An 18206-nucleotide genomic window follows, 5' to 3' on the forward strand; every position below is an offset into this window, starting at 1 on the left:
TTTGAACCCCGAAACTTGAGTATTAAATTCATATATTTATTTTTTTTATTACCATTAACACACTGACTCAGGCATTAGTTTATCTTAACTTGTACCTGAATCCGTGACTTCAGATTCAATAAATGTGTTCAAAACCCTGCAATAGCAAGGCTTCCAACGTTAAAATAGTCATCACTGTCCATTCACCCAATCAGTGATGTTACTACCATGCGTAAGTTCAAGCTTGTTCAGTCTAAAACCGAAGTGATCACACCTCATGGTGGTCTTGCTCTCATTGGTCATTGCATCAACCAAATGACATCACTTCATAAGACTTCTCGTGATGTCGCTAAACGCCATGGTATCGCTAATATCGATCTTATTCGTACGTATGTAGGACTCGTTTGCTTGGGCAAAAGTGACTTTGAAGCCGTCGAACAAGCCAGACATGATCCCTACTTCAAGGCCGCCATGGGTATCAAACAATCACCCTCATCCGCGCGATTACGTCAGCGCTTTGATGAAGATGCCGTTAATTTACTACCACTGTTAAGTTCGGCCAGTGTTGAGTTTTTACAGAATGCATCCATTCCACTAACAGAGCTCTCAACAGGGCATATTCCCTTGGATATGGACGTGTTCCCCATGGATAACAGTGACACTAAAAAGGAAGGTGTTTCCTACACTTACAAAGGGCATGATGGCTATGCGCCGATTGCTGCCTATTTGGGTCAGCAAGGGTGGTGCTTAGGTTGTGAGTTACGCCCTGGCAGCCAGCATGCTAATGCTGAGTTTATCAATGTACTTCAACGCGTGATTCCAAGAGCACGTCAGCTGACCGATCAGTCATTACTGATCCGACTGGATAGTGCACATGATGCGCTTGAAAACCGTGTTTTTCTGAACAACCAAAACGTCGACTTCCTGATTAAATGGAACCCACGAAAGCAGGATGTCTGGCAATGGTACGATGAAGCCTGTGCACATGCGAAGTGGCATCATCCACGACCCGGTAAAATGGAAGCCGTGTTCTCTCAACAGCTGGATGATGCGGCCAATACGCGTCGAGTGGTCAAAGTTACGGTGAGACACTCTGATGCCAAAGGTCAGTTGTTCTTGGAGCCTGAAATCAGCTTAGATGGCTGGTTGACCTCATTGTCTTCAGATGTGGCAGATGACGCCACGGTGATTAAACTCTACAAAGGGCATGCGCTGTGTGAACAGTTCCATAGCGAGTTCAAGACTGACTTGGATCTAGAGCGCCTGCCATCTGGGAAGTTCGCGACCAACGATCTGGTCATGGGCTTTGCCGTCATGGCTTATAACATCTTACGCTGGATCGGTTTACGCGGCTTAATGCAATCTGACTCACCTGTGCGGCACTCAGCGAAACGTCGCCGATTGAAAACCGTTATGCAAGAGTTGATGTATCTGGCCTGCCGACTCGTGAAGAGCGGTAGACAGCTGACACTTAAGTTTGGCTCTCATTGTCCAGGCTTTAGCGCATTCAATCGCGTGTATCACATTACCTGACATACTCGATATACCAAACATTCCTTGCATGGCTAGTAGCCAGGCCTCAGCATGCCAAATCGGTCAAAATTGTTTGAATTTTAACCAGAGAAAAATCCTTTAATAGGCAAAAATCAGTAGCCTGCAATGCAAGCGCACATCAGTACGAATAAAATCGATTGTTAAAGAGCGATAAAACAGTGACTGCTCCGATCTGTAATCTTAAGCAATACTCGTCACTGATTCAGGAGATAGCTTCCTCAGTTTGGAAATGGTAGTCAGCGTAATCGGACAACTCTTTCAGAATTTGCTCAATAGCCTGTTTGGAAACACCCTGCACATACTGCTGACCCAGCTTGTTCAGCAGGATCACCAAATTACGATGCTGATCATCAATAATCGCAATACCCGTCTCAAGTTGCGGGTTCCAGGGAAAGATTTCAAACGTGTTGTTTGCATCATCTGAAAGTGATGTCATGTGTAAAATAGCCTTATAGCCGAATTCAAACCTTTAAAAAGACATTGTATACCAGCCACCTATTCCCATATATCCATAAGGGATAAATACAGTAAATTTTTGCTATGGGAATTAACACCACAGGTTAATGAAACGTGACCCTGGCCTTTTCTTCCGGTAGATTAATGTCCCTGATACAGAGCCTTTTGCTTTGCAGGGAGACCTATCTGCGATGAAACCATCAAACTCGCTTGCCCATGCACCCGCTACACGGCGCAACAGAGAGCCGATCTTCAATGTCTTGCAGACATACCTTCCCGATCCGGCCAGGGTACTGGAAATAGCTTCAGGAACGGGCGAGCACGCGGTGTATCTGTCCTCAAATCTCTCACAGGTCGTTCACTGGCAACCCACCGATATAGATCCGACAGCCTTAAGCAGCATCGAAGCCAGGCGACAGAGTGACCACCATCCAAAGCTGTTTCCAGCCCGACTCCTGGATGTAACCGCTCCCACAGAAATGCCTCAGGGTGACTACAACACCCTGCTGGCGATCAACATGATCCATATTGCGCCCTGGCAAGCCGCCGAGGGGCTTATGAAATTAGCCCAAAATCTGCTCAGTAACGATGGCGTCCTCTTCCTCTATGGCCCTTTCTGGCAGGCCGATGTCAGCCCTGCCGAGAGCAACCTGGCATTTGATGCATCACTCCGCCAACGTAACCCGCTCTGGGGTATCCGCCATCTGGATGAGGTCACTCATCTGGCAAAAGAGCAAGGGCTGATACGACAAGCGGTAGTTCCCATGCCAGCTAACAATCTATCGGTGGTATTTCGGAAGGAGTGAGCAAGTACAGCAGCCGAACTGCTGTACCCGCCAGGCTGGCAATCCACTCTTTACAGGCTATCAACTCTGCAGATAGTGAACGACTCAATAGTCACTGACTTTCACTTTGAACAACCATGCATAGAGCGCTGGCACAAATAGCAAGGTAATCAGCGTACCCACAGCGACACCGCCAATCAGCACATAGGCCAAGGGTCCCCAGAACAGATCCAGAGCCAGCGGAATAAAAGCCAGCACCGCCGCCAGAGCGGTTAGTACCACCGGACGGGAACGCTGCACCGCCGCCTCAACCACAGCGGCACCCGCCTGCATACCGGAATCGAAGTTATCCTGCACCTGTTGCGCCAGTATCATGGTGTTGCGCATTAAAATACCACTTAAACCGATCAACCCCAGCAGCGCGGTAAAACCAAACGGCTGGTTAAACAACAGCAGTGCTGCCACCGCTCCTACCAACCCGAGTGGAGCCGTCGCAATCACCACAAACGTGCCGGTAAATGAGCGCATCTGCAGCATGATGAAAATCAGCATAAGCGCCAGCATAAGCGGTTGCAGCTTCTGGATGGAGCTATCCGCTTTGCCAGACTGTTCAACCGATCCACCTATATCGATACGATAGCCCGGTGGTAATTCAGCAAGCAGCGACTGCATGTCAGCCCAGATCGCATGGGTCACGTCAGGTGGCTGGGCTCCTTGTACATCGGCATGTACAGCCAGAAAGGGTTCACGGTTATAGCGTTTTATCACCGGATCTTCATAGCGGATACTCAACTCGCCCAACTGACTGAGCGCCACCTTGCGCCCATCCGCTGTCTTAAGCTCTAGCGCCTCGGGTAACAGCCCCCCTTCGCGTGCACTGCGCGCGATCACCTGTACGCTGCGAACATCCTGACGCACATCGGTGACATTAAAACCATTGAGTTGAAACGCCAGTTGCTGCGCAACCTCGGTCGGCGTCAGTCCCATTAACCGCAGACGGTCAGGGTCCATATCCAGATAGTAGGCGGGTGTACGCTCATCCCATTCCAGGTGCGGCATCACGGTATTGGGATGCGCCGCCATCAGATTACGCACCTCGTGAGCGATGGAACGCAAGACTTCAGTATCCGGGCCCAGCACGCGAAAGCTGACAGGCCAGATAACCGGCGGTCCAAATAGCAAACGGGTAACGCGTACCCGTGCTTCAGGAAACTCACCTGCCTCCAGGTGACGATTCATCTCCGCCATAATACGATCACGAGCACCGGCATCATGGCCTATGGCAATGATCTTGGCAAAGGCCGGATCAGGCTGTTCAGGGTTAGCCGAAATAAAGAATCGAGGCGCACCCGCACCGATATAGGATGACAGGCTTTTCACTTCGGGCAGCGTTTCCAATATGGCTTCGAGGCGTTTTACCGTGGCTTCTGTCGTGCCGATTGCACTGCCCTGCGGCAGGTTAATATCGATCAATACCTCTGGACGGTCTGAACCTGGAAAAAACTGCTTTTGTACCAGCGTTGCCATACCCACACCGCTGAGTATCAACAACATCAGTGTCGACAGCACGACCGTTTTACGATAACGCACACAGGTGTTTACCACGCCTCGCAGATACTGGTAAAAACGTGTTTGATAGATATCTCCAGCCTGATGCTGAGTATAGGATGGCAGCAGCTTCACTCCCAGATAAGGCGTAAAAGTCACAGCCACCAGCCAGGAAACCAGCAGTGCAAAGGCCATCACCCAAAAGATATTGCCGGCATATTCACCCACACCTGACTGGGCAAAGCCGATCGGGACAAAACCCGCTACCGTCACCAGCGTACCAAACAGCATAGGGGCGGCCGTCACACTCCAGGCATGACTGGCCGCGCGCACCCGCTCCCAGCCCTCTTCCATTTTAACGATCATCATTTCAATGGCGATGATGGCATCATCCACCAGTAACCCCAGGGCGATAATCAAGGCACCCAGAGTGATACGATCCAGATTGATCCCGGTAATTTTCATCAACAGGAAGGTCAGGCCGATGGTAACGGGGATGGCAATACCTACCACCAGACCCGCACGAAAGCCAATCGCCAGTATGCTGACAGCCATAACGACCAGCACCGCCACCAGAAACTTGATCTGAAACAGATCAACGGCCTGACTGATCGCTTCGGTCTGATTGGTCAGCATATGCAAAGACATACCCAGGGGTAACGCGGCCTGTTCAGCATCAATAAAGGCCGTCAGACGCTCACCAAACTCCAGGCCGTTCTGACCGGCCTGCATCACCACCCCCAACAATATGGCCGCTTCACCATCCGCCCTGATCATATAGGAGGGAGGATCTTCGTAACCTCGCCGTATATCTGCCAGATCAGACAGCTTTAACAGATGGTCTCCCACACGTATCGGCAAAGCAGCCAGTTGATCAAGGTCCGCCAGATCAGCATCCACACGCAGGTAGGCGCGTGGCCCGTCCAGGTCAACAAAGCCAGCTGGCATCATACGATTACTGGCTTCAATCGCGGCAAAAATCTGCTCTGCTGACAACCCCAGGTTATTCAGGCGGTTCATATCAAAGTCGATAAACACCCGCTCACTGCGCTCGCCCAGTAACAGCGCTTTTTGCAGGCCAGGCACACGCTGTAAACGATCACGGACAGATTCCGCTTCACGGGTGAGGCTGTGCATCGGCATACCCGGTGCCGTCAGTGAAATCAGCGAGAAATACACATCTGAAAAATCATCATTAACGATCGGACCTATGACCCCCGCAGGCAGACTTCCGGCTTCATCCAGCATGCGCTTACGTACCTGATAAAACAGATCAGGCACCCTTTCACTGGGTGAAAAGTCCTCGAACTCTATCTGTAAATCGGCCCGACCCGGACGTATCGTGGTTTCAATTTTATACAGGTACTCCACTTCCTGAATGCGTTTCTCCAGACGGTCAACAACCTGATCCTGTAACTCGGTCGGTGTGGCACCGGGCCAGATAGCCGACACCACCATCACCCGTACAGTGAAGGATGGGTCTTCGGCACGCCCCAAAGATGAAAACGCATAGACACCGGCAAAGACAGACAGGAGAAGAAAAAACAGGGTTACCGAGCGTTCACGCACTGCCAGGGCTGACAAATTGGGAAAATTCATCGCGCCTGCTCCCTGACCTGCATGCCCGGCGTTAATAAATGCGTGCCCAGCGCAACAATGCGACTACCCTGCGTCAGGGAAGCGCGAATACGGGCATATTCCTGGCTCAGCTCCAGCACCTCCACAGGCACAGGCTGCACCTGCCCCTCAACTACTTGCCAGACCTGAGCGCCTTGACTGCGTTCATCCAGTGCGCCCAGGGGCACACTAAAGGTTGTCTCCTGCAGTGGCTGGTCAAGCCTGACCTGTACCACACTGCCCAGACTTAAGGCATCAGAGCGCGACTCAATACGATAACGTGCCCGCCAACTGCGACTGTCAGGATCAGCCGAGGCTGCCATCTCCCGCAAAGTAATCGCTAATGATTCACCATCAATCAACAGGCTACCAGACGCTGGAGCATCCTCACCTTCAGGCAGATATACCTCCGCTTCAAGTGAGCTATCGTCAATCAGAGTAGCCAGAGCCTGCCCCATGATGACCACCTGTCCTGGCTCAGCTGTCACGGCATTCAGTATGCCCGCTTTTTCAGCACGCAGTTCAGCATAATCCACAGCATTACGTGCCTGCTCCAACACAGCATTAGCCGCCTGATGACGACTGATGGCTTCACGCAGTGTCAGCTCATAACGCTCCAGGGTTTGGCGGCTGACAAACTGGCCGTCTACCAGTGTTTGTTGACGATTCAACTCGCTGCGTGCAATTGCCAATGCCGCTTCAGTCGTTTTCATGTCAGCTTCAGCCACTCGCACCGAGGCTAACAAATCACGCGGGTCCAACTGGAACAGCAACTGCCCCGCTTCGACCCGCTGACCCGCATCAACATAGCGCTCCAGAATACGGCCCGAAACCTGAAAGGCAACGGGTGTTTCATAGCGCCCTTTTACTGTGCCGGATAGCTTCAGAAAAGCAGAAGAGGCATTACTCACTACCAGAGTTCGAACCCAGGGAGCCGCAGACTGAGGTGCATTGGATGCACCATTATCTGGACTACAGCCCAGCATTAACAGCACAATAGCCATAAAGAATAAGGGTCTATGCATGGTAATCGACTCAAAAATACACTATGATTAATGAAGGCAATCGTACACTAATTAAAATGGATAAAAAAGTGCCTTGTAAGTCACGATCGGGACGACCTGTCGATCCCAGCAAAGAAGTCGCTATTCTGGATGCCGCCACAGAACTTCTGTTCACCCAGGGCCCAGCTAAATTCTCGATAGAAGCGGTCGCACGTAAAGCGGGCGTTTCAAAAGTAACGGTCTATAACCGCTTTAACGAAAAAAACACACTGATCGAGGCCATCATTCATCGCCAGTGCGATAGCTTGCTTCAACACCTGGTTATCGAACCTGAGCAGGGCCAAACACCTCGGCAAGCACTGCATGACTTTGCACTAAACCTGGCACATTTCGTACTCAGCCATGAACACCTCAATTTTCTGCGTTTGCTGGGCAGCCTGCACGAAGTAGACCGGGATCTACTGCACAGCATGTACAACAACAGTGTTCAAAACGCCTTAGACACCTTGAGCGGCTGGTTAAAAATACAACAAGAGGCAGGACGTATAGAGTGTACTGATACTGAGCATGCCGCCGAGTTGTTTTTGAGCATGCTTGCAGGACTGGACATAGTGCGTGCCTTGCATCAACTCCCACCCAGACAACCTGGTGAGGAAATCAACAGGCATGTTGACGCTGTTGTGAAGCAGTGCTGGAGGCTGTGGCAGAGATGAAATGTTTCATTTAGTAAAACTGATTACCATTTTGCTTTATTTGCATCTAAAATAAAGATCAAAAGTTAGATCCTGGAGTGAAAAGCAAGATGACTGCACAACTAAAGCAACGACCAGACCCAGCTGTTGTCCTGTCAAAAGCACTACTTAATGCATCCAAACAGCTGACACTCAAGCAAGATGAGCTGGGCAAGGTGATTGGTGTGCATAGAACCGCGATAACACGCTTAAAGCAAAACCTGGACCTGAGTCCCGACAGTAAACAAGGTGAACTGGCCCTGCTGTTGATCAGAGCCGCCCGGGCACTATTTGCACTCACCGGGGGTGACCAGGCCTGGATCAAACATTTCATGCGCTCACAGAACAAGCTTACTGGCGGTGTTCCTGCTATACAGGTACAAACTGTTCAGGGACTTATGCGTGTGGTGACCTGCCTGGATGCGATACGAGGCAAGGTGTAACCATAATCTGGGCTGACTGTAACGGCGAAGCCTGCATCAGACCCATTGAGGGGTTGTTATACCGCCTGGTGGAAAATCAGGAACAAGTCGCCACACTAGGCTATGTGGACACACTCGAAGAACAGGCGGTGCTTGAAGAGTTACTTGAAACCTCAAAACCCGACTATCCTGATACCTACCCAAACACCCTGCACTACCTGCTCAAAACACCTTTTCGTTATCCTCCCTTACACTGGGGATCTCGATTTGGCCGTATCCATGAACCTAGCCTGTTCTACGGCGGAAAATCACTTGAAGTAACCCTGGCAGAATCCGCCTTCTACCGCTTTGTGTTTCTCCGCTCAATGGAAGGAACGGCACCTGCGGCAAAATTGAACACCGAGCATACGCTGTTCACAGTGGGTTATAAGACCGATAAAGGTATCCAGCTTCAACAGCCACCCTTTAGTGCATTCACGGCAGCATTGCGCCACCGCACTGAGTACTCCCTGACTCAAGCATTAGGCACCAACATGAGAGAAGCTGGAGTAGAAGCCTTTGAATATCTATCGGCCCGTTCAGCTCGTGATGAGCTGTGCGCAGCCCTCTTTACCCCCATCGCCTTCACTGACCAGGCGCCGCAATCCAGAGAAAACTGGTTTTGTGAACTAACCCAGGAACAGGTAACCTTTAAAGCAATGGGCTCCCAACAGGTCTTCAGCTTTTGTCTGGAGGAGTTCTCTGTTAACAGGCTGTTTCCTATGCCAGCCCCATCCGCACCACGGAACCCGGTATGATTAACCCAGCGTCATTTACACATCCATACCAATTAAAGAATCAATTCCTTCATCTCTGATGGTCGCCTTAACTTCATCCAGTGCGGCTTCCTCTGTATCGAACTCATCTTCCCAGACTGTCGAAACACCCGATTCATCAATCACTTCAAGAATCCAGCCTCCCGTGTCGCCACGGTAAATATCGACCTGAACAGTTTTACCCTCAGCCGTCAGCTCCTGGCTTAAAGCACTCATTTCAACTTCAAAATCATCTTCCATCTACAACCTCCAACGTGGGATTTTCAATTCATTAGGCTTTTACCATAAGGTATGTGCCTGCACCAACCATAAAACCGCCAGCGGTCTTTTTAACAACGCCTGGTGCTCTGCCCTTAGTCCAGGACAGAATCCTGCTGGCGAAATACGCATAACCCAGTTTAACACCACCGACTGCAACGACAGTCAACACAATAATCGTTGCAATGTCTGACGTGGCGATAGTCGTCAGATCGACAAATGCAGGAAACAAGCTTGCATAGAAAAAAATGGCTTTTACATCACCGAGAGTAATAACTCAAGTTTCGGAGTTCAGTTTAGCTTAAAATCAGTACTCATCACCAATAGATTTGGCTTCTAGCCTCAGCGTGAAGGTATCCATTTGCATGACTTGCATAAAGAACTCCTGAACCGTTTTGTCTATTTGGTTCATGATCTCTTGGGCGACGCTGACTCCATATAGCTTGCTGAGCTCATCAAGCGCTCCCGATATCAGCGCTCTAAAGATAACCCAGAGTCGGCTGGCAAAATCTAAGGTGCACAGACTGTTGATCATGTCGTTACGACTATAACTCAGTCGAGCGGCACCTTCCTCGTGTTGAGTCAATAGCAGCAAGCAGAATCGCAGAGCCGTTAAATGGATGGAGGCGATATAAGCACTGTAATGTGTACTCTGCTCTTTAAGGAACCCAAGCTTTTGTTTCGCTTCCTTAAAGTACACTTCGATTCCCCAGCGTAATGCATAGATTTCGAGTATTCTCTCATCACTGAGGTGAGTGTCGGTGGATAAAAACAAGGCCCAATCATGCTTTCCAGCACGCTGTTTTTCTTCGTTAACGCCACGTACAAACAGCAGCTTGACCTTGATCCAGTGATCAGGTGCATCGAGGGTTTGTGCTAAGTTTAACTCAACGGTGATCGCCTTAGACTGGTATGGCCTGCCCTTAACCTTCTGCCATTGGCCTTTGATGTGATGTTGGTATAGCTCAGCCGCTGTTGAGAGAACCTTGTCACTACCGGCCACGCGGTAACTCATTTTATTTTTCTTCATACGGACAATGGAGACTAACGATTGCGCTTCCATAAAGGCCAGCATGGACTTACTGGCAAACCATGAATCGGCTAAAAAATACTGTGCATGAATGCCGGACCGATCGGCTCGCTTAATCATGCCATGGACCATCTCCGGTTTAGTCATTGACTGCGCATCACGATAACGTTTTGCGGCGATACTGCGACCATCGGCAAAGGCTTTGGTCAGAGGTTGTGATTTAACTCGACTGATATAGAGTTCGCTATCTAAAGGGATAAATTGCTTTTCAGTCGCCAGCCCTAGGGTCAGGATTTGCTGCCCCATCACACAACGACCATTGAGGTGATCAAAGTGGCTAGAGATGCCTGGCATGGTTTTACCGCGCCGTGTTTTAACAGAATCATCAACAACATAGGCGCGTATGGCGCTGTGGTCAGTCAAACTGATGACGGTCTTCGCTGTTTGAAGGTGCAACTTGCGCCAATCCAGATCTTCCCGATTAAGAAGATCATAAAGGGCATCCTTCTTAGTGATCGAGAAGCTTTGTAACGACTCCTTTGAAAACATCGTTAAGCCAGACCCAAAGCAGTAAAAGGTACACTACATCACTGACGGGTGATCCTGAACGCTTTGAAAACCGCGCTTGTTTCAGCAGTCGATTAAAACCGATGCGCTGCCATGCTTTGCTAAACAGATTATCCACTTGAACATCGTGGCGGCTTAAATACTCAGCGGTGAGCGATGGCAAAACAGAAGAGGTTGTGTCAGAATTCATACATAGCCTTGGGTGGGTGTTTTGTTTTGTCTAGTTAACTAACATTATACCACGAAAAGGCTATTTTTATTTATATTATTCAGTAACTTAAGCTGTATTTTTTGCTGTTTTTGAACCCCGAAACTTGAGTTATTAATCATTCGTTTTTCCTTTGCGTAATTAGTGATAGTACTTGGCACCGCGAACATTATCGTGACTGAGGGGAAGGGAAATCTGCTTGTCTGCATCGCCATCTTCCATGGGCAGGTTGTCTAAACCTTTGCTGAGAATTGAGGCAATGTTTTTGTACGTAATAGCGTTAATATAATGTGCGCGACGACAGGCGGCTTCGAGCCTTTCCTGGCCATACTTCTTTGTCAGGTTAAGTAAACCCAGGCAAGCGCGATAACCGTGTTCGGGGTGACGGCGACCAGCAAGTTGATGCTCAACCACCAATGTCGTGTATTCGCCAATTCGGGTTGCCCATAACACAAACCGCTGAGGCGACCACTCTTGATGCTTCAAATGCGCCTTCGCCATATGCGTGGTGTCAGTCGTGTGGCCGTGTTTAAAGGCTCGCGGGTGGTGGGCCACCTGCTTTCCCTGATGATTAATGGTCAAGGTGGTTCGGCTTGCATGAATCATCACGTTTTGTTTTACCAGTTGATATGGTACGGAGTAGAAGTGACCGTCGTATTCCACATGGTAATCAAGATGAACTCTGGCCTTTTTAACCTCAAGGTACTCATAGGGGGATGGTGGTAACGGTCTTAACGCAGGCTTATCAATACTTTCAAATTGAGATTGGCGAGATCCCGGACGTTTTTTAAACGGGCGGTTGTTGAGGTCTGCCAGCAAAAAACGAATGGCTTGATTAAGTGACGCGAGAGTAAAAAATGGCTGCTTTCTCAGGCGCATCATGATCCACCGCTCAACCACTTGAACCGCGACCTCTGCTTTAGATTTGTCCTTTGGTTTGTAGGGGCGAGCTGGGATGACGGCAACATTGTAGTGCTCTGCAAGTTGCTGATAGGTAGGGTTTAGGTCAGGATCATAGCGGCAGGCTTTGCTAACGGCACTTTTCAGGTTATCTGGCACAACCACCTCCGGAACACCACCAAAAAAGTTAAATGCTCGAACATGGGAACCAATCCAGTCAGGCAAGCTTTGTGACCATGTCGCCTCAACGAATGTATAAGAGCTGGCGCCCAGGACGGAGACAAAAATCTGGGCAGTACGTACCTCGCCCGTTTGAGGGTTAATGACATCCATGGTCGGCCCGCAATAATCGACAAACATCTTCTCGCCAGCTAGGTGTGTTTGTCTCATCGATAGCTGGCGTGAGCCCTGCCAACGTTTGAACAGAACGGTGAAGCGAGAATAGCTATAGTGATTACTGGGGTGGTCTTGTGTGTACTCTTCCCACAGCAATTGTCGTGTCATTCCCTTGGTCCCCAACTCATCGTGAATTGCATTGAAATCGGGTTCCGCAAACACGGTGACCGTGTCCTTTCTTGGTTTTCGTGACGGCTGCAGGATGGCTAAAACTTGTTGCTCTGTCATGCTCTCTGGCAAAGGCCAACCAATGCCAGCCGCATCGGCTCGATTGAGGTACTTTGAGATAGCCCCCGTTGATATATTCAGGCTACGGGATATTTGCCTGGATGAGAGGTCGGCGCCGTATTTGAGGCGCAGAATTTCTTTGATTTTCTGCATAGAGATCTTCTTCGTTTTCATAACGGCTCCTGAGGGTTAAACAAAGGAGCGCAGGTTAATGGTTAAAAACTGACCTGCAAGAAGGGGTGGGGATTTTTGCTTACCGTGAACACTAAATTTTGTCATGCGGAAAAAGTGTTCACGCTTAGGCAAAAATCAGTGTTCACAGTTAAGAAAATTAGGTGTTCACGCTAGAGAAAAATTGGTGTTCACGGTTGGGAAAAATACGCAACGAGAACGGCAATACCGTAGGCGTAAGGTTTTAGCTCTACAAGATGAGGCCCAACTGGCCTCATATCTTCTTCTGCAAGTGACTTAACGCCAACCCTGCCATCAATGCCAAGCCGATGATCATCGACGGTAGTACCACCGGTGGAATAGCCAGCGGGGCGAACAATCCCATAAACAGCAAGATGACGCCTGAACCCAGGATAATCATGCTGTAGCGGTGAATGATAGGGCTCGAAAAATCAAAGGTTGTCTTCTTAATCTTCCAGGTCATTAAGCCATCCCACAACGCCGGTAACATGAGAATAAGCGCAAAGGGCAACCAGACCATCAGTAAAGCAAATCGAGTGAACACTTGGTACAACACATCAAAAAATGCCTGAATACGGTCTTCTACCCAGACAAACCAAAAGCCTCCCATGTTCTCCATCCCTTTAGAGCGCAGTCGCTGCTCTTCAGTGGGGATTAGAAAATCTCGCACAGATTGCTCCATCTGCGTATCCACAACCCATGATTGATACCAGCGATGGCTAGTTTGACCAATCCAATAGCTTGTTTGTGCGCCCAATTGGTTTTGGATCATCTGCTTCTCTTTACTGATGACCCGGCCAGTCCAATCACCGGGCACTAACACGCCAATGGCAATAATCTCCAGCATCAGTGCCAGACACAGCAGCCAAACCGACTTATGCTTGCTCATGCCAAACATCCTCTTCAACTCGCGCCAGCATGGCTGCAACGGTTGGAGTCATAATCCGGGCTTTAATCACTTGTTGAAGCCGCTTTGTCGATGTATGGCCACTGACATAACGCATATCAATACGTCCTTCAGCCAGATACGCCATCCGATTTGGACGATTACGAATCCAGGAGTAGAAATACACACCATCTACGGCGGCCCACTCGAAATGGTCAGGATCACGCAGGCGAATCCCCGTTAAAGCACTGGCGGCAGTCCAGGTCAGTGCCTCAATGAAATGCCAAAGGCGTACACTATCATCATCACAACTGACTTCTTCATAACTGCCCAAACCATTACACAGACACAAATCAAAGATGGAATGGCCATCTAACGTGAACGCATCCGTTAAGTAGTCCGCCAAGCAATACACCGAGGCCAAAGCATGAGGCCAGTCGGTTTCAAGCAGTCCTAAGGTTTCCTTGAACTGGGGGTTATGTTGCTGCCACTGAGCGAGCATTTCTTTACTGGTAAGTGTTGTCATTTTCAGACAGACAGAATGATGCATACAGACTCCTTATGCTGCCTGTGTAGAGCTGGTTAAAATAGGAATGCGACCTTTGATCACACGGCCACCTGAAAGCTTGGCGATGTACTCTAGGTTGGGGAGCTGGCCTAATAACTGCGGTGGAAACATATCGCCTTCTTCCTCCATCAAGCGTTCGCCATGATTGCCGGTAAACAACGCGGGGCTGTCCGAGTTGGACGACATACCTTGAGTTTGCATAATGTACTGCAACCGAGTCTTAGGCAGATTGTCGGTAATGTACTGCTGCGTTTCGGCGTCCATCACCCGAAGGGCTATCAGGTTGTTGATGTTACCTAACACCTGGCGAGCCTTAGCTTCGCTGCCTGTACGAGCTGCAAAGTCAGCAAAGGTCTGAGTAGCAATCACGCAACGCATTTTTGCGCCACGGCCTTTGTTGAGCAGTTGAATGAAGGGATCGTTGACGACTTCAGCCGCCTCATCGATGAAGATATTTACGGGACGATTATCAACACCATAGTTATAGCGGTCACCGGCCACGGCGGTGAGATCGGATAAAAGCAACGAACCGATGGCGCTGCCAACCATGGCGTCAGTCAATGAATCCAAGCCGATATACGCCACTTGGGCATTGTTGATAATACGGCCAGAATCCGTAATTAACCGGCTGTCATTCACATCGTTTGCAATCGGTGATAGCAGTGGGCCAAGTTCACTTGAAGTGAGCATATTGAGCACCGGCATCAGTGAAGCCACCATCTTGGAATAGTGGGTTCTGTCATGTTCAAACATGCTCAAAAGGCCTTCCAAATCAGTATTGGCGGCAACGGGCTGAATGCGTTCGTAGTAAAAAAGCAGCATCGCCATGGCTTGTTTAGCCAAGGTATTGGCCTTTTCAGTAAAGCGTTTAATCTCCACACTAAAGTTCGGATACACCTGCTCCCCCCACGCCGTGACGGCTTTTACTACCAAGCCTTCTGGGCCACCTTCCAAGAATCGTCTCAGGGTTTTCAGATCAGGACGTTGTGAAGTAAGCAGCAGACCTTGAACGATGTTATTCAGTGCCATTTGGCCAAAGGCTTTAAATGGATCAGCCCCGGTTTCGGATGGGATTAGTGCCGCAATACGGCTGGCAATTTCAGTGCCCCGGTTAAAGTTTCTCAGGGGATTAAGACGTACTGAATGCTCTGGAAAACCCGGATGAAAATACACAAAGCGCTCAGGACTACCGGCGGCAATACAGGCTCGCTGTGCATTATCCTTAAGTTCTTTGTCTCCCTTGGGGTCAATAATAATCACGGCTTCATTGCGCAAAATGGCCTGAGTGATCATCGCATCAAAGCAACGGGTTTTTCCGGCACCGGTCGTACCGACAATTAAGGTGTGCCCCTCAGTGTGTCCAACTGGTTGGTACACATCTTCTTCTTTGGGCTCGACACCATGAATCCAGGTCGAGCCCATTTGCTTGCCATGGCCCTTATTAAGCAAGGTTTGCTTATCCCGCTTTAAGATTTCATAAGCGCGTTGAGCATGACGTTGGTCCCACTCAAAGCCATAACCTAACCACAATTCATCAGGATGTTTTGCCATCACTTTTTGCAAATGCGCCAGCTCCATAAATGCCAAAGGTTTCCCTTTTAGTCCCTTCTGTAACTTATGAAGACGGTAAGCCTCGGGCAGGCGGTACAACGCCATGCCCGAGGAAATCCCTGTCATCCACCAAAATGGCTCAGGTGGTAGCTCAGTCAGCATTTCTGAGGCTATTGCCCCAGTGGCCCCAACCAGCCAACCTGCTGCTGCCATGGCTTCATAGTTCGTGCGCCAGGGCATCTCGTATGCGTTTTCTTTCATTCATGCTCCGCAAAATAACCGTTTGCAATCCGCTTAATTTCAAAAGGATTAACGTTTAGCGTGAGCGGTAAACAGAACCGTTTCCCCCTCATCAAACTGGCATTCGTCACTGGCCGAGATCCCCCGAAGCAGTTGTCCAGCTGGAATGCCATGCTCATTGGCGACTTGGCGTAAGGTTTGAATCGTGACGCGAATACCATCGGCACTATGATCCACGTCTGGGTAATCGCCATCGGTCAGTAAGATGGGCAAATCTTTCACAAAATTAACCATCTGTTGGCGCTGTGCGTGTTTGGGGTCTGTACATGAGTTCGTATTGGGCGCAATCGGCTTTTGCTTGCGCTCCGCTCTTATGGCGGGCTCTTTTGCTTGGGCATTGGTTGTCTCAGTTCGACTCGGTCGCGGTGAAGCCTCTTTGTTCTGAATTGCTGCCGCTGATTCTGCGTCTTGTTTGAGAAGGTCAATCAGTGCAGTAAGCCCTTTAGAAATCGATACTTTCAGCAGCAACCCTTGCTCCTGAACGCCATCTTTCGTAGTCACAGTTCTGGCCTTACGTGTCGGGTTTGCGGGATCTAGTTCAAGCCAATCTAATCGACTGAGTTCAGCAAGCAGTTTTCGGGGAGCACACCAATGTCTTACGGCATCGGGATAACGGATCAGAATCTGTTCACCAGCCATAATCAACGCACCGCTGGCCTCTGGAAGCCACGCCAAAGATTCAGGCAGATTCAATGCTTCTTCATCGTGCTGGTTTACGTTATTCGCGATAGCGCCATCAAATGAATTGTTAGGCTTTTCACATCCATCACCCGGAGCATTTCCAGTTGCCTGGGGGTTACTAACATCACTAGCAAGACGAAGTTCATCACCTTGTTCGGACGATTTTGACGATGGCGACTCTGCCGAATTGCTATGTTCGATTGATGATGACGCTTCAGGCAAGTCTGGATGCTCACTGGAACGACTCTGAGGTTCTGCTTGTGTTTTCTGTGTTGCTTCCCACTCAGATTTGCTAAACAGTCTCACGCTACTTGGTACATTCGAGCTGAACAATAAATCGGCCTCAGATATATGCAGCATGGGTAGCCAGATTGGCTTGTCGTCTTTGATCAGCACTTCAGGGGCAAGACTTTCATATCGCTCATTTGAGGTGGATTTCGTGGCCAATCCTCGCTCAATGAGGATGTCCGCAAGGGTATCGGGATCTCTTGGGATGCCAGGTATCTTGTCTTTGGCCAACAGCTCAATGATGTCTTTAGCCGCGCTTTTCCAAACCAGGTAAAGATTGGTTGATTGATTTGATTTTCGTACCCAGACTCTGGCGTCTCGCTGATTGACTAACCATTGGGAACTGGCAAGTAATCGCCTCATGGCATCAAGTAGATAGCGTTCGACTGGGACACCAAGGGCATTGTCGTCAACGGAAATCCGTTGAGCTTTCAGGTCTCGCTGCACACTGGTTTGGTCTGCTTCAATGACCAGTTTAGACAGGACATGCTCGGGATCGGTATTGCCAATTGCCTCCAGCATGGCTTGCAAAATCTCAGGGCCAGGTTGAGTTAACCAGGCGAGCAACTCAGGTGTCATCACCCGGTTTAACACCAGAATTGAGAATTGCTCGTGCCGCTTGCACCGTCCGTCGCGCCAGCGAATAAAATAACGTTCAATGCTGTTATTTGTGGTCCACTGGGATAATGTTTCTAAAAATGGGTTCCACTGATAGCGTCCATCTTCGTCCGTAATGGACAGGTCTGAAACAGGCTTACCAATATCATGGAACAAACCGCCTAATGCCGCGGCAACACGCCACCTTGGTTCCAGCTCTTTTTTCTCAACCGGTGTGCCACTGGCAACAAAGATGATCCCTTCAGCTGCTTGTGCCGCCCAGAAAGCAACTTCCAACGAATGACGTAATAAACCACCAGCACCACTGTGATGATGATGCTCAGAAGCTGGCAACAAGTGAACATAGGACGCCAGATGATCAATGCAGGGCTGAATCAGCCTTTGAAACTCACGCTGATTAAAGCCAAGTACCTGGCGCAGTTTGGCAATTAGCTCGTCTTGTGTGGACTGCAAATCCTCGGGTGACGCAGCTGGCAACCCCTTCAGGAATGGCGGGTAGCGTGGAATTTCCGCATCCAGTTGCGATGACAGCTCTGGTAGTGCTTTGGCTTGAAAAAATAGGTTTTTGAACATAGTGAACCTCCGACACCATAGTGTGAAGGTTCATAAACTCACCGGCGGTGA

16 protein-coding genes are annotated in these 18206 nt (G+C 49.5%); 5 read left to right on the plus strand and 11 right to left on the minus strand.

Features of this window, described 5'->3' with window-relative positions; translation table 11 throughout:
- The first annotated feature begins 207 nt into the window (after positions 1 to 207).
- The gene (locus ACYVIL_RS16600; RefSeq protein WP_013784042.1) at positions 208 to 1512 is read left to right on the plus strand and encodes an IS1380 family transposase; all 1305 of its coding nucleotides are present in this window, start codon (positions 208 to 210) and stop codon (positions 1510 to 1512) included.
- 223 nt (positions 1513 to 1735) lie between these two features.
- Here ACYVIL_RS16600 and ACYVIL_RS16605 read toward each other — a convergent pair whose 3' ends face one another.
- On the minus strand, positions 1736 to 1969 hold the full coding sequence (locus ACYVIL_RS16605) for a bacteriohemerythrin (RefSeq protein ID WP_013785954.1): 234 nt from the start codon (positions 1967 to 1969) through the stop codon (positions 1736 to 1738).
- 211 nt (positions 1970 to 2180) lie between these two features.
- On the opposite strand from ACYVIL_RS16605, the gene ACYVIL_RS16610 reads away from it, so the two are divergent.
- On the plus strand, positions 2181 to 2795 hold the full coding sequence (locus ACYVIL_RS16610) for a DUF938 domain-containing protein (RefSeq protein ID WP_013785953.1): 615 nt from the start codon (positions 2181 to 2183) through the stop codon (positions 2793 to 2795).
- Between the two features lie 84 nt (positions 2796 to 2879).
- Here ACYVIL_RS16610 and ACYVIL_RS16615 read toward each other — a convergent pair whose 3' ends face one another.
- Positions 2880 to 5921: an efflux RND transporter permease subunit gene (locus ACYVIL_RS16615; RefSeq protein ID WP_024024121.1), complete on the minus strand. Its 3042-nt coding sequence runs from the start codon at positions 5919 to 5921 to the stop codon at positions 2880 to 2882.
- Positions 5918 to 6943, minus strand: coding sequence for an efflux RND transporter periplasmic adaptor subunit (locus ACYVIL_RS16620; protein ID WP_158306776.1), 1026 nt, complete (start codon positions 6941 to 6943; stop codon positions 5918 to 5920). Before ACYVIL_RS16620 ends, ACYVIL_RS16615 begins: the two co-directional genes overlap by 4 nt.
- Positions 6944 to 6987: 44 nt before the next feature.
- On the opposite strand from ACYVIL_RS16620, the gene ACYVIL_RS16625 reads away from it, so the two are divergent.
- The 3 genes from ACYVIL_RS16625 to ACYVIL_RS16635 all read left to right on the plus strand — a co-directional run bounded on the left by ACYVIL_RS16625 (position 6988) and on the right by ACYVIL_RS16635 (position 8893).
- On the plus strand, positions 6988 to 7656 hold the full coding sequence (locus ACYVIL_RS16625; protein ID WP_013785950.1) for a TetR/AcrR family transcriptional regulator: 669 nt from the start codon (positions 6988 to 6990) through the stop codon (positions 7654 to 7656).
- 89 nt (positions 7657 to 7745) lie between these two features.
- A complete protein-coding gene (locus ACYVIL_RS16630; protein WP_013785949.1) occupies positions 7746 to 8117 on the plus strand; it encodes an MbcA/ParS/Xre antitoxin family protein in 372 nt (123 codons plus the stop codon).
- Between the two features lie 68 nt (positions 8118 to 8185).
- The gene (locus ACYVIL_RS16635) at positions 8186 to 8893 is read left to right on the plus strand and encodes an RES family NAD+ phosphorylase (protein ID WP_013785948.1); all 708 of its coding nucleotides are present in this window, start codon (positions 8186 to 8188) and stop codon (positions 8891 to 8893) included.
- Between the two features lie 15 nt (positions 8894 to 8908).
- Here the strand turns inward: ACYVIL_RS16635 and ACYVIL_RS16640 are convergent, their stop codons facing one another.
- The 8 genes from ACYVIL_RS16640 to mobH all read right to left on the minus strand — a co-directional run bounded on the left by ACYVIL_RS16640 (position 8909) and on the right by mobH (position 18155).
- Positions 8909 to 9151 carry a hypothetical protein gene (locus ACYVIL_RS16640; protein WP_013785947.1) on the minus strand — a complete coding sequence of 81 codons (243 nt, stop codon included), beginning with the start codon at positions 9149 to 9151 and terminating at the stop codon, positions 8909 to 8911.
- 325 nt (positions 9152 to 9476) lie between these two features.
- On the minus strand, positions 9477 to 10748 hold the full coding sequence (locus ACYVIL_RS16645; protein WP_196897288.1) for an IS4 family transposase: 1272 nt from the start codon (positions 10746 to 10748) through the stop codon (positions 9477 to 9479).
- On the minus strand, positions 10708 to 10956 hold the full coding sequence (locus ACYVIL_RS16650) for a hypothetical protein (protein WP_001083547.1): 249 nt from the start codon (positions 10954 to 10956) through the stop codon (positions 10708 to 10710). The genes ACYVIL_RS16645 and ACYVIL_RS16650 overlap by 41 nt, the downstream gene beginning before the upstream one ends.
- Before the next feature lie 159 nt (positions 10957 to 11115).
- Positions 11116 to 12672: an IS21 family transposase gene (gene istA, locus ACYVIL_RS16655; protein ID WP_000850406.1), complete on the minus strand. Its 1557-nt coding sequence runs from the start codon at positions 12670 to 12672 to the stop codon at positions 11116 to 11118.
- 271 nt (positions 12673 to 12943) lie between these two features.
- Positions 12944 to 13579 (minus strand): DUF4400 domain-containing protein, encoded by a 636-nt coding sequence (locus tag ACYVIL_RS16660; protein WP_000033756.1) that lies wholly within the window; start codon positions 13577 to 13579, stop codon positions 12944 to 12946.
- The gene (locus tag ACYVIL_RS16665) at positions 13566 to 14126 is read right to left on the minus strand and encodes a hypothetical protein (RefSeq protein WP_000546512.1); all 561 of its coding nucleotides are present in this window, start codon (positions 14124 to 14126) and stop codon (positions 13566 to 13568) included. The genes ACYVIL_RS16660 and ACYVIL_RS16665 overlap by 14 nt, the downstream gene beginning before the upstream one ends.
- Positions 14127 to 14135: 9 nt before the next feature.
- The gene (gene traD, locus ACYVIL_RS16670) at positions 14136 to 15956 is read right to left on the minus strand and encodes a conjugative transfer system coupling protein TraD (protein WP_460313564.1); all 1821 of its coding nucleotides are present in this window, start codon (positions 15954 to 15956) and stop codon (positions 14136 to 14138) included.
- Positions 15957 to 16004: 48 nt separating this feature from the next.
- Entirely contained in the window at positions 16005 to 18155 is a 2151-nt protein-coding gene (gene mobH, locus ACYVIL_RS16675) for a MobH family relaxase (protein ID WP_460313566.1), read from the minus strand.
- Positions 18156 to 18206 lie beyond the last annotated feature (51 nt).

Source organism: Aliiglaciecola aliphaticivorans (assembly GCF_054782055.1).

Excerpts from the sequence above, each read along its gene's own strand:
- ACYVIL_RS16600 (WP_013784042.1), top strand. The coding sequence starts at position 208 with ATGCGTAAGTTCAAGCTTGTTCAGTCTAAAACCGAAGTGATCACACCT.
- ACYVIL_RS16605 (WP_013785954.1), bottom strand. The coding sequence starts at position 1,969 with ATGACATCACTTTCAGATGATGCAAACAACACGTTTGAAATCTTTCCC.
- ACYVIL_RS16610 (WP_013785953.1), top strand. The coding sequence starts at position 2,181 with ATGAAACCATCAAACTCGCTTGCCCATGCACCCGCTACACGGCGCAAC.
- ACYVIL_RS16615 (WP_024024121.1), bottom strand. The coding sequence starts at position 5,921 with ATGAATTTTCCCAATTTGTCAGCCCTGGCAGTGCGTGAACGCTCGGTA.
- ACYVIL_RS16620 (WP_158306776.1), bottom strand. The coding sequence starts at position 6,943 with ATGGCTATTGTGCTGTTAATGCTGGGCTGTAGTCCAGATAATGGTGCA.
- ACYVIL_RS16625 (WP_013785950.1), top strand. The coding sequence starts at position 6,988 with ATGATTAATGAAGGCAATCGTACACTAATTAAAATGGATAAAAAAGTG.
- ACYVIL_RS16630 (WP_013785949.1), top strand. The coding sequence starts at position 7,746 with ATGACTGCACAACTAAAGCAACGACCAGACCCAGCTGTTGTCCTGTCA.
- ACYVIL_RS16640 (WP_013785947.1), bottom strand. The coding sequence starts at position 9,151 with ATGGAAGATGATTTTGAAGTTGAAATGAGTGCTTTAAGCCAGGAGCTG.
- ACYVIL_RS16645 (WP_196897288.1), bottom strand. The coding sequence starts at position 10,748 with ATGTTTTCAAAGGAGTCGTTACAAAGCTTCTCGATCACTAAGAAGGAT.
- ACYVIL_RS16650 (WP_001083547.1), bottom strand. The coding sequence starts at position 10,956 with ATGAATTCTGACACAACCTCTTCTGTTTTGCCATCGCTCACCGCTGAG.
- istA (WP_000850406.1), bottom strand. The coding sequence starts at position 12,672 with ATGAAAACGAAGAAGATCTCTATGCAGAAAATCAAAGAAATTCTGCGC.
- ACYVIL_RS16660 (WP_000033756.1), bottom strand. The coding sequence starts at position 13,579 with ATGAGCAAGCATAAGTCGGTTTGGCTGCTGTGTCTGGCACTGATGCTG.
- ACYVIL_RS16665 (WP_000546512.1), bottom strand. The coding sequence starts at position 14,126 with ATGCATCATTCTGTCTGTCTGAAAATGACAACACTTACCAGTAAAGAA.
- traD (WP_460313564.1), bottom strand. The coding sequence starts at position 15,956 with ATGAAAGAAAACGCATACGAGATGCCCTGGCGCACGAACTATGAAGCC.
- mobH (WP_460313566.1), bottom strand. The coding sequence starts at position 18,155 with ATGTTCAAAAACCTATTTTTTCAAGCCAAAGCACTACCAGAGCTGTCA.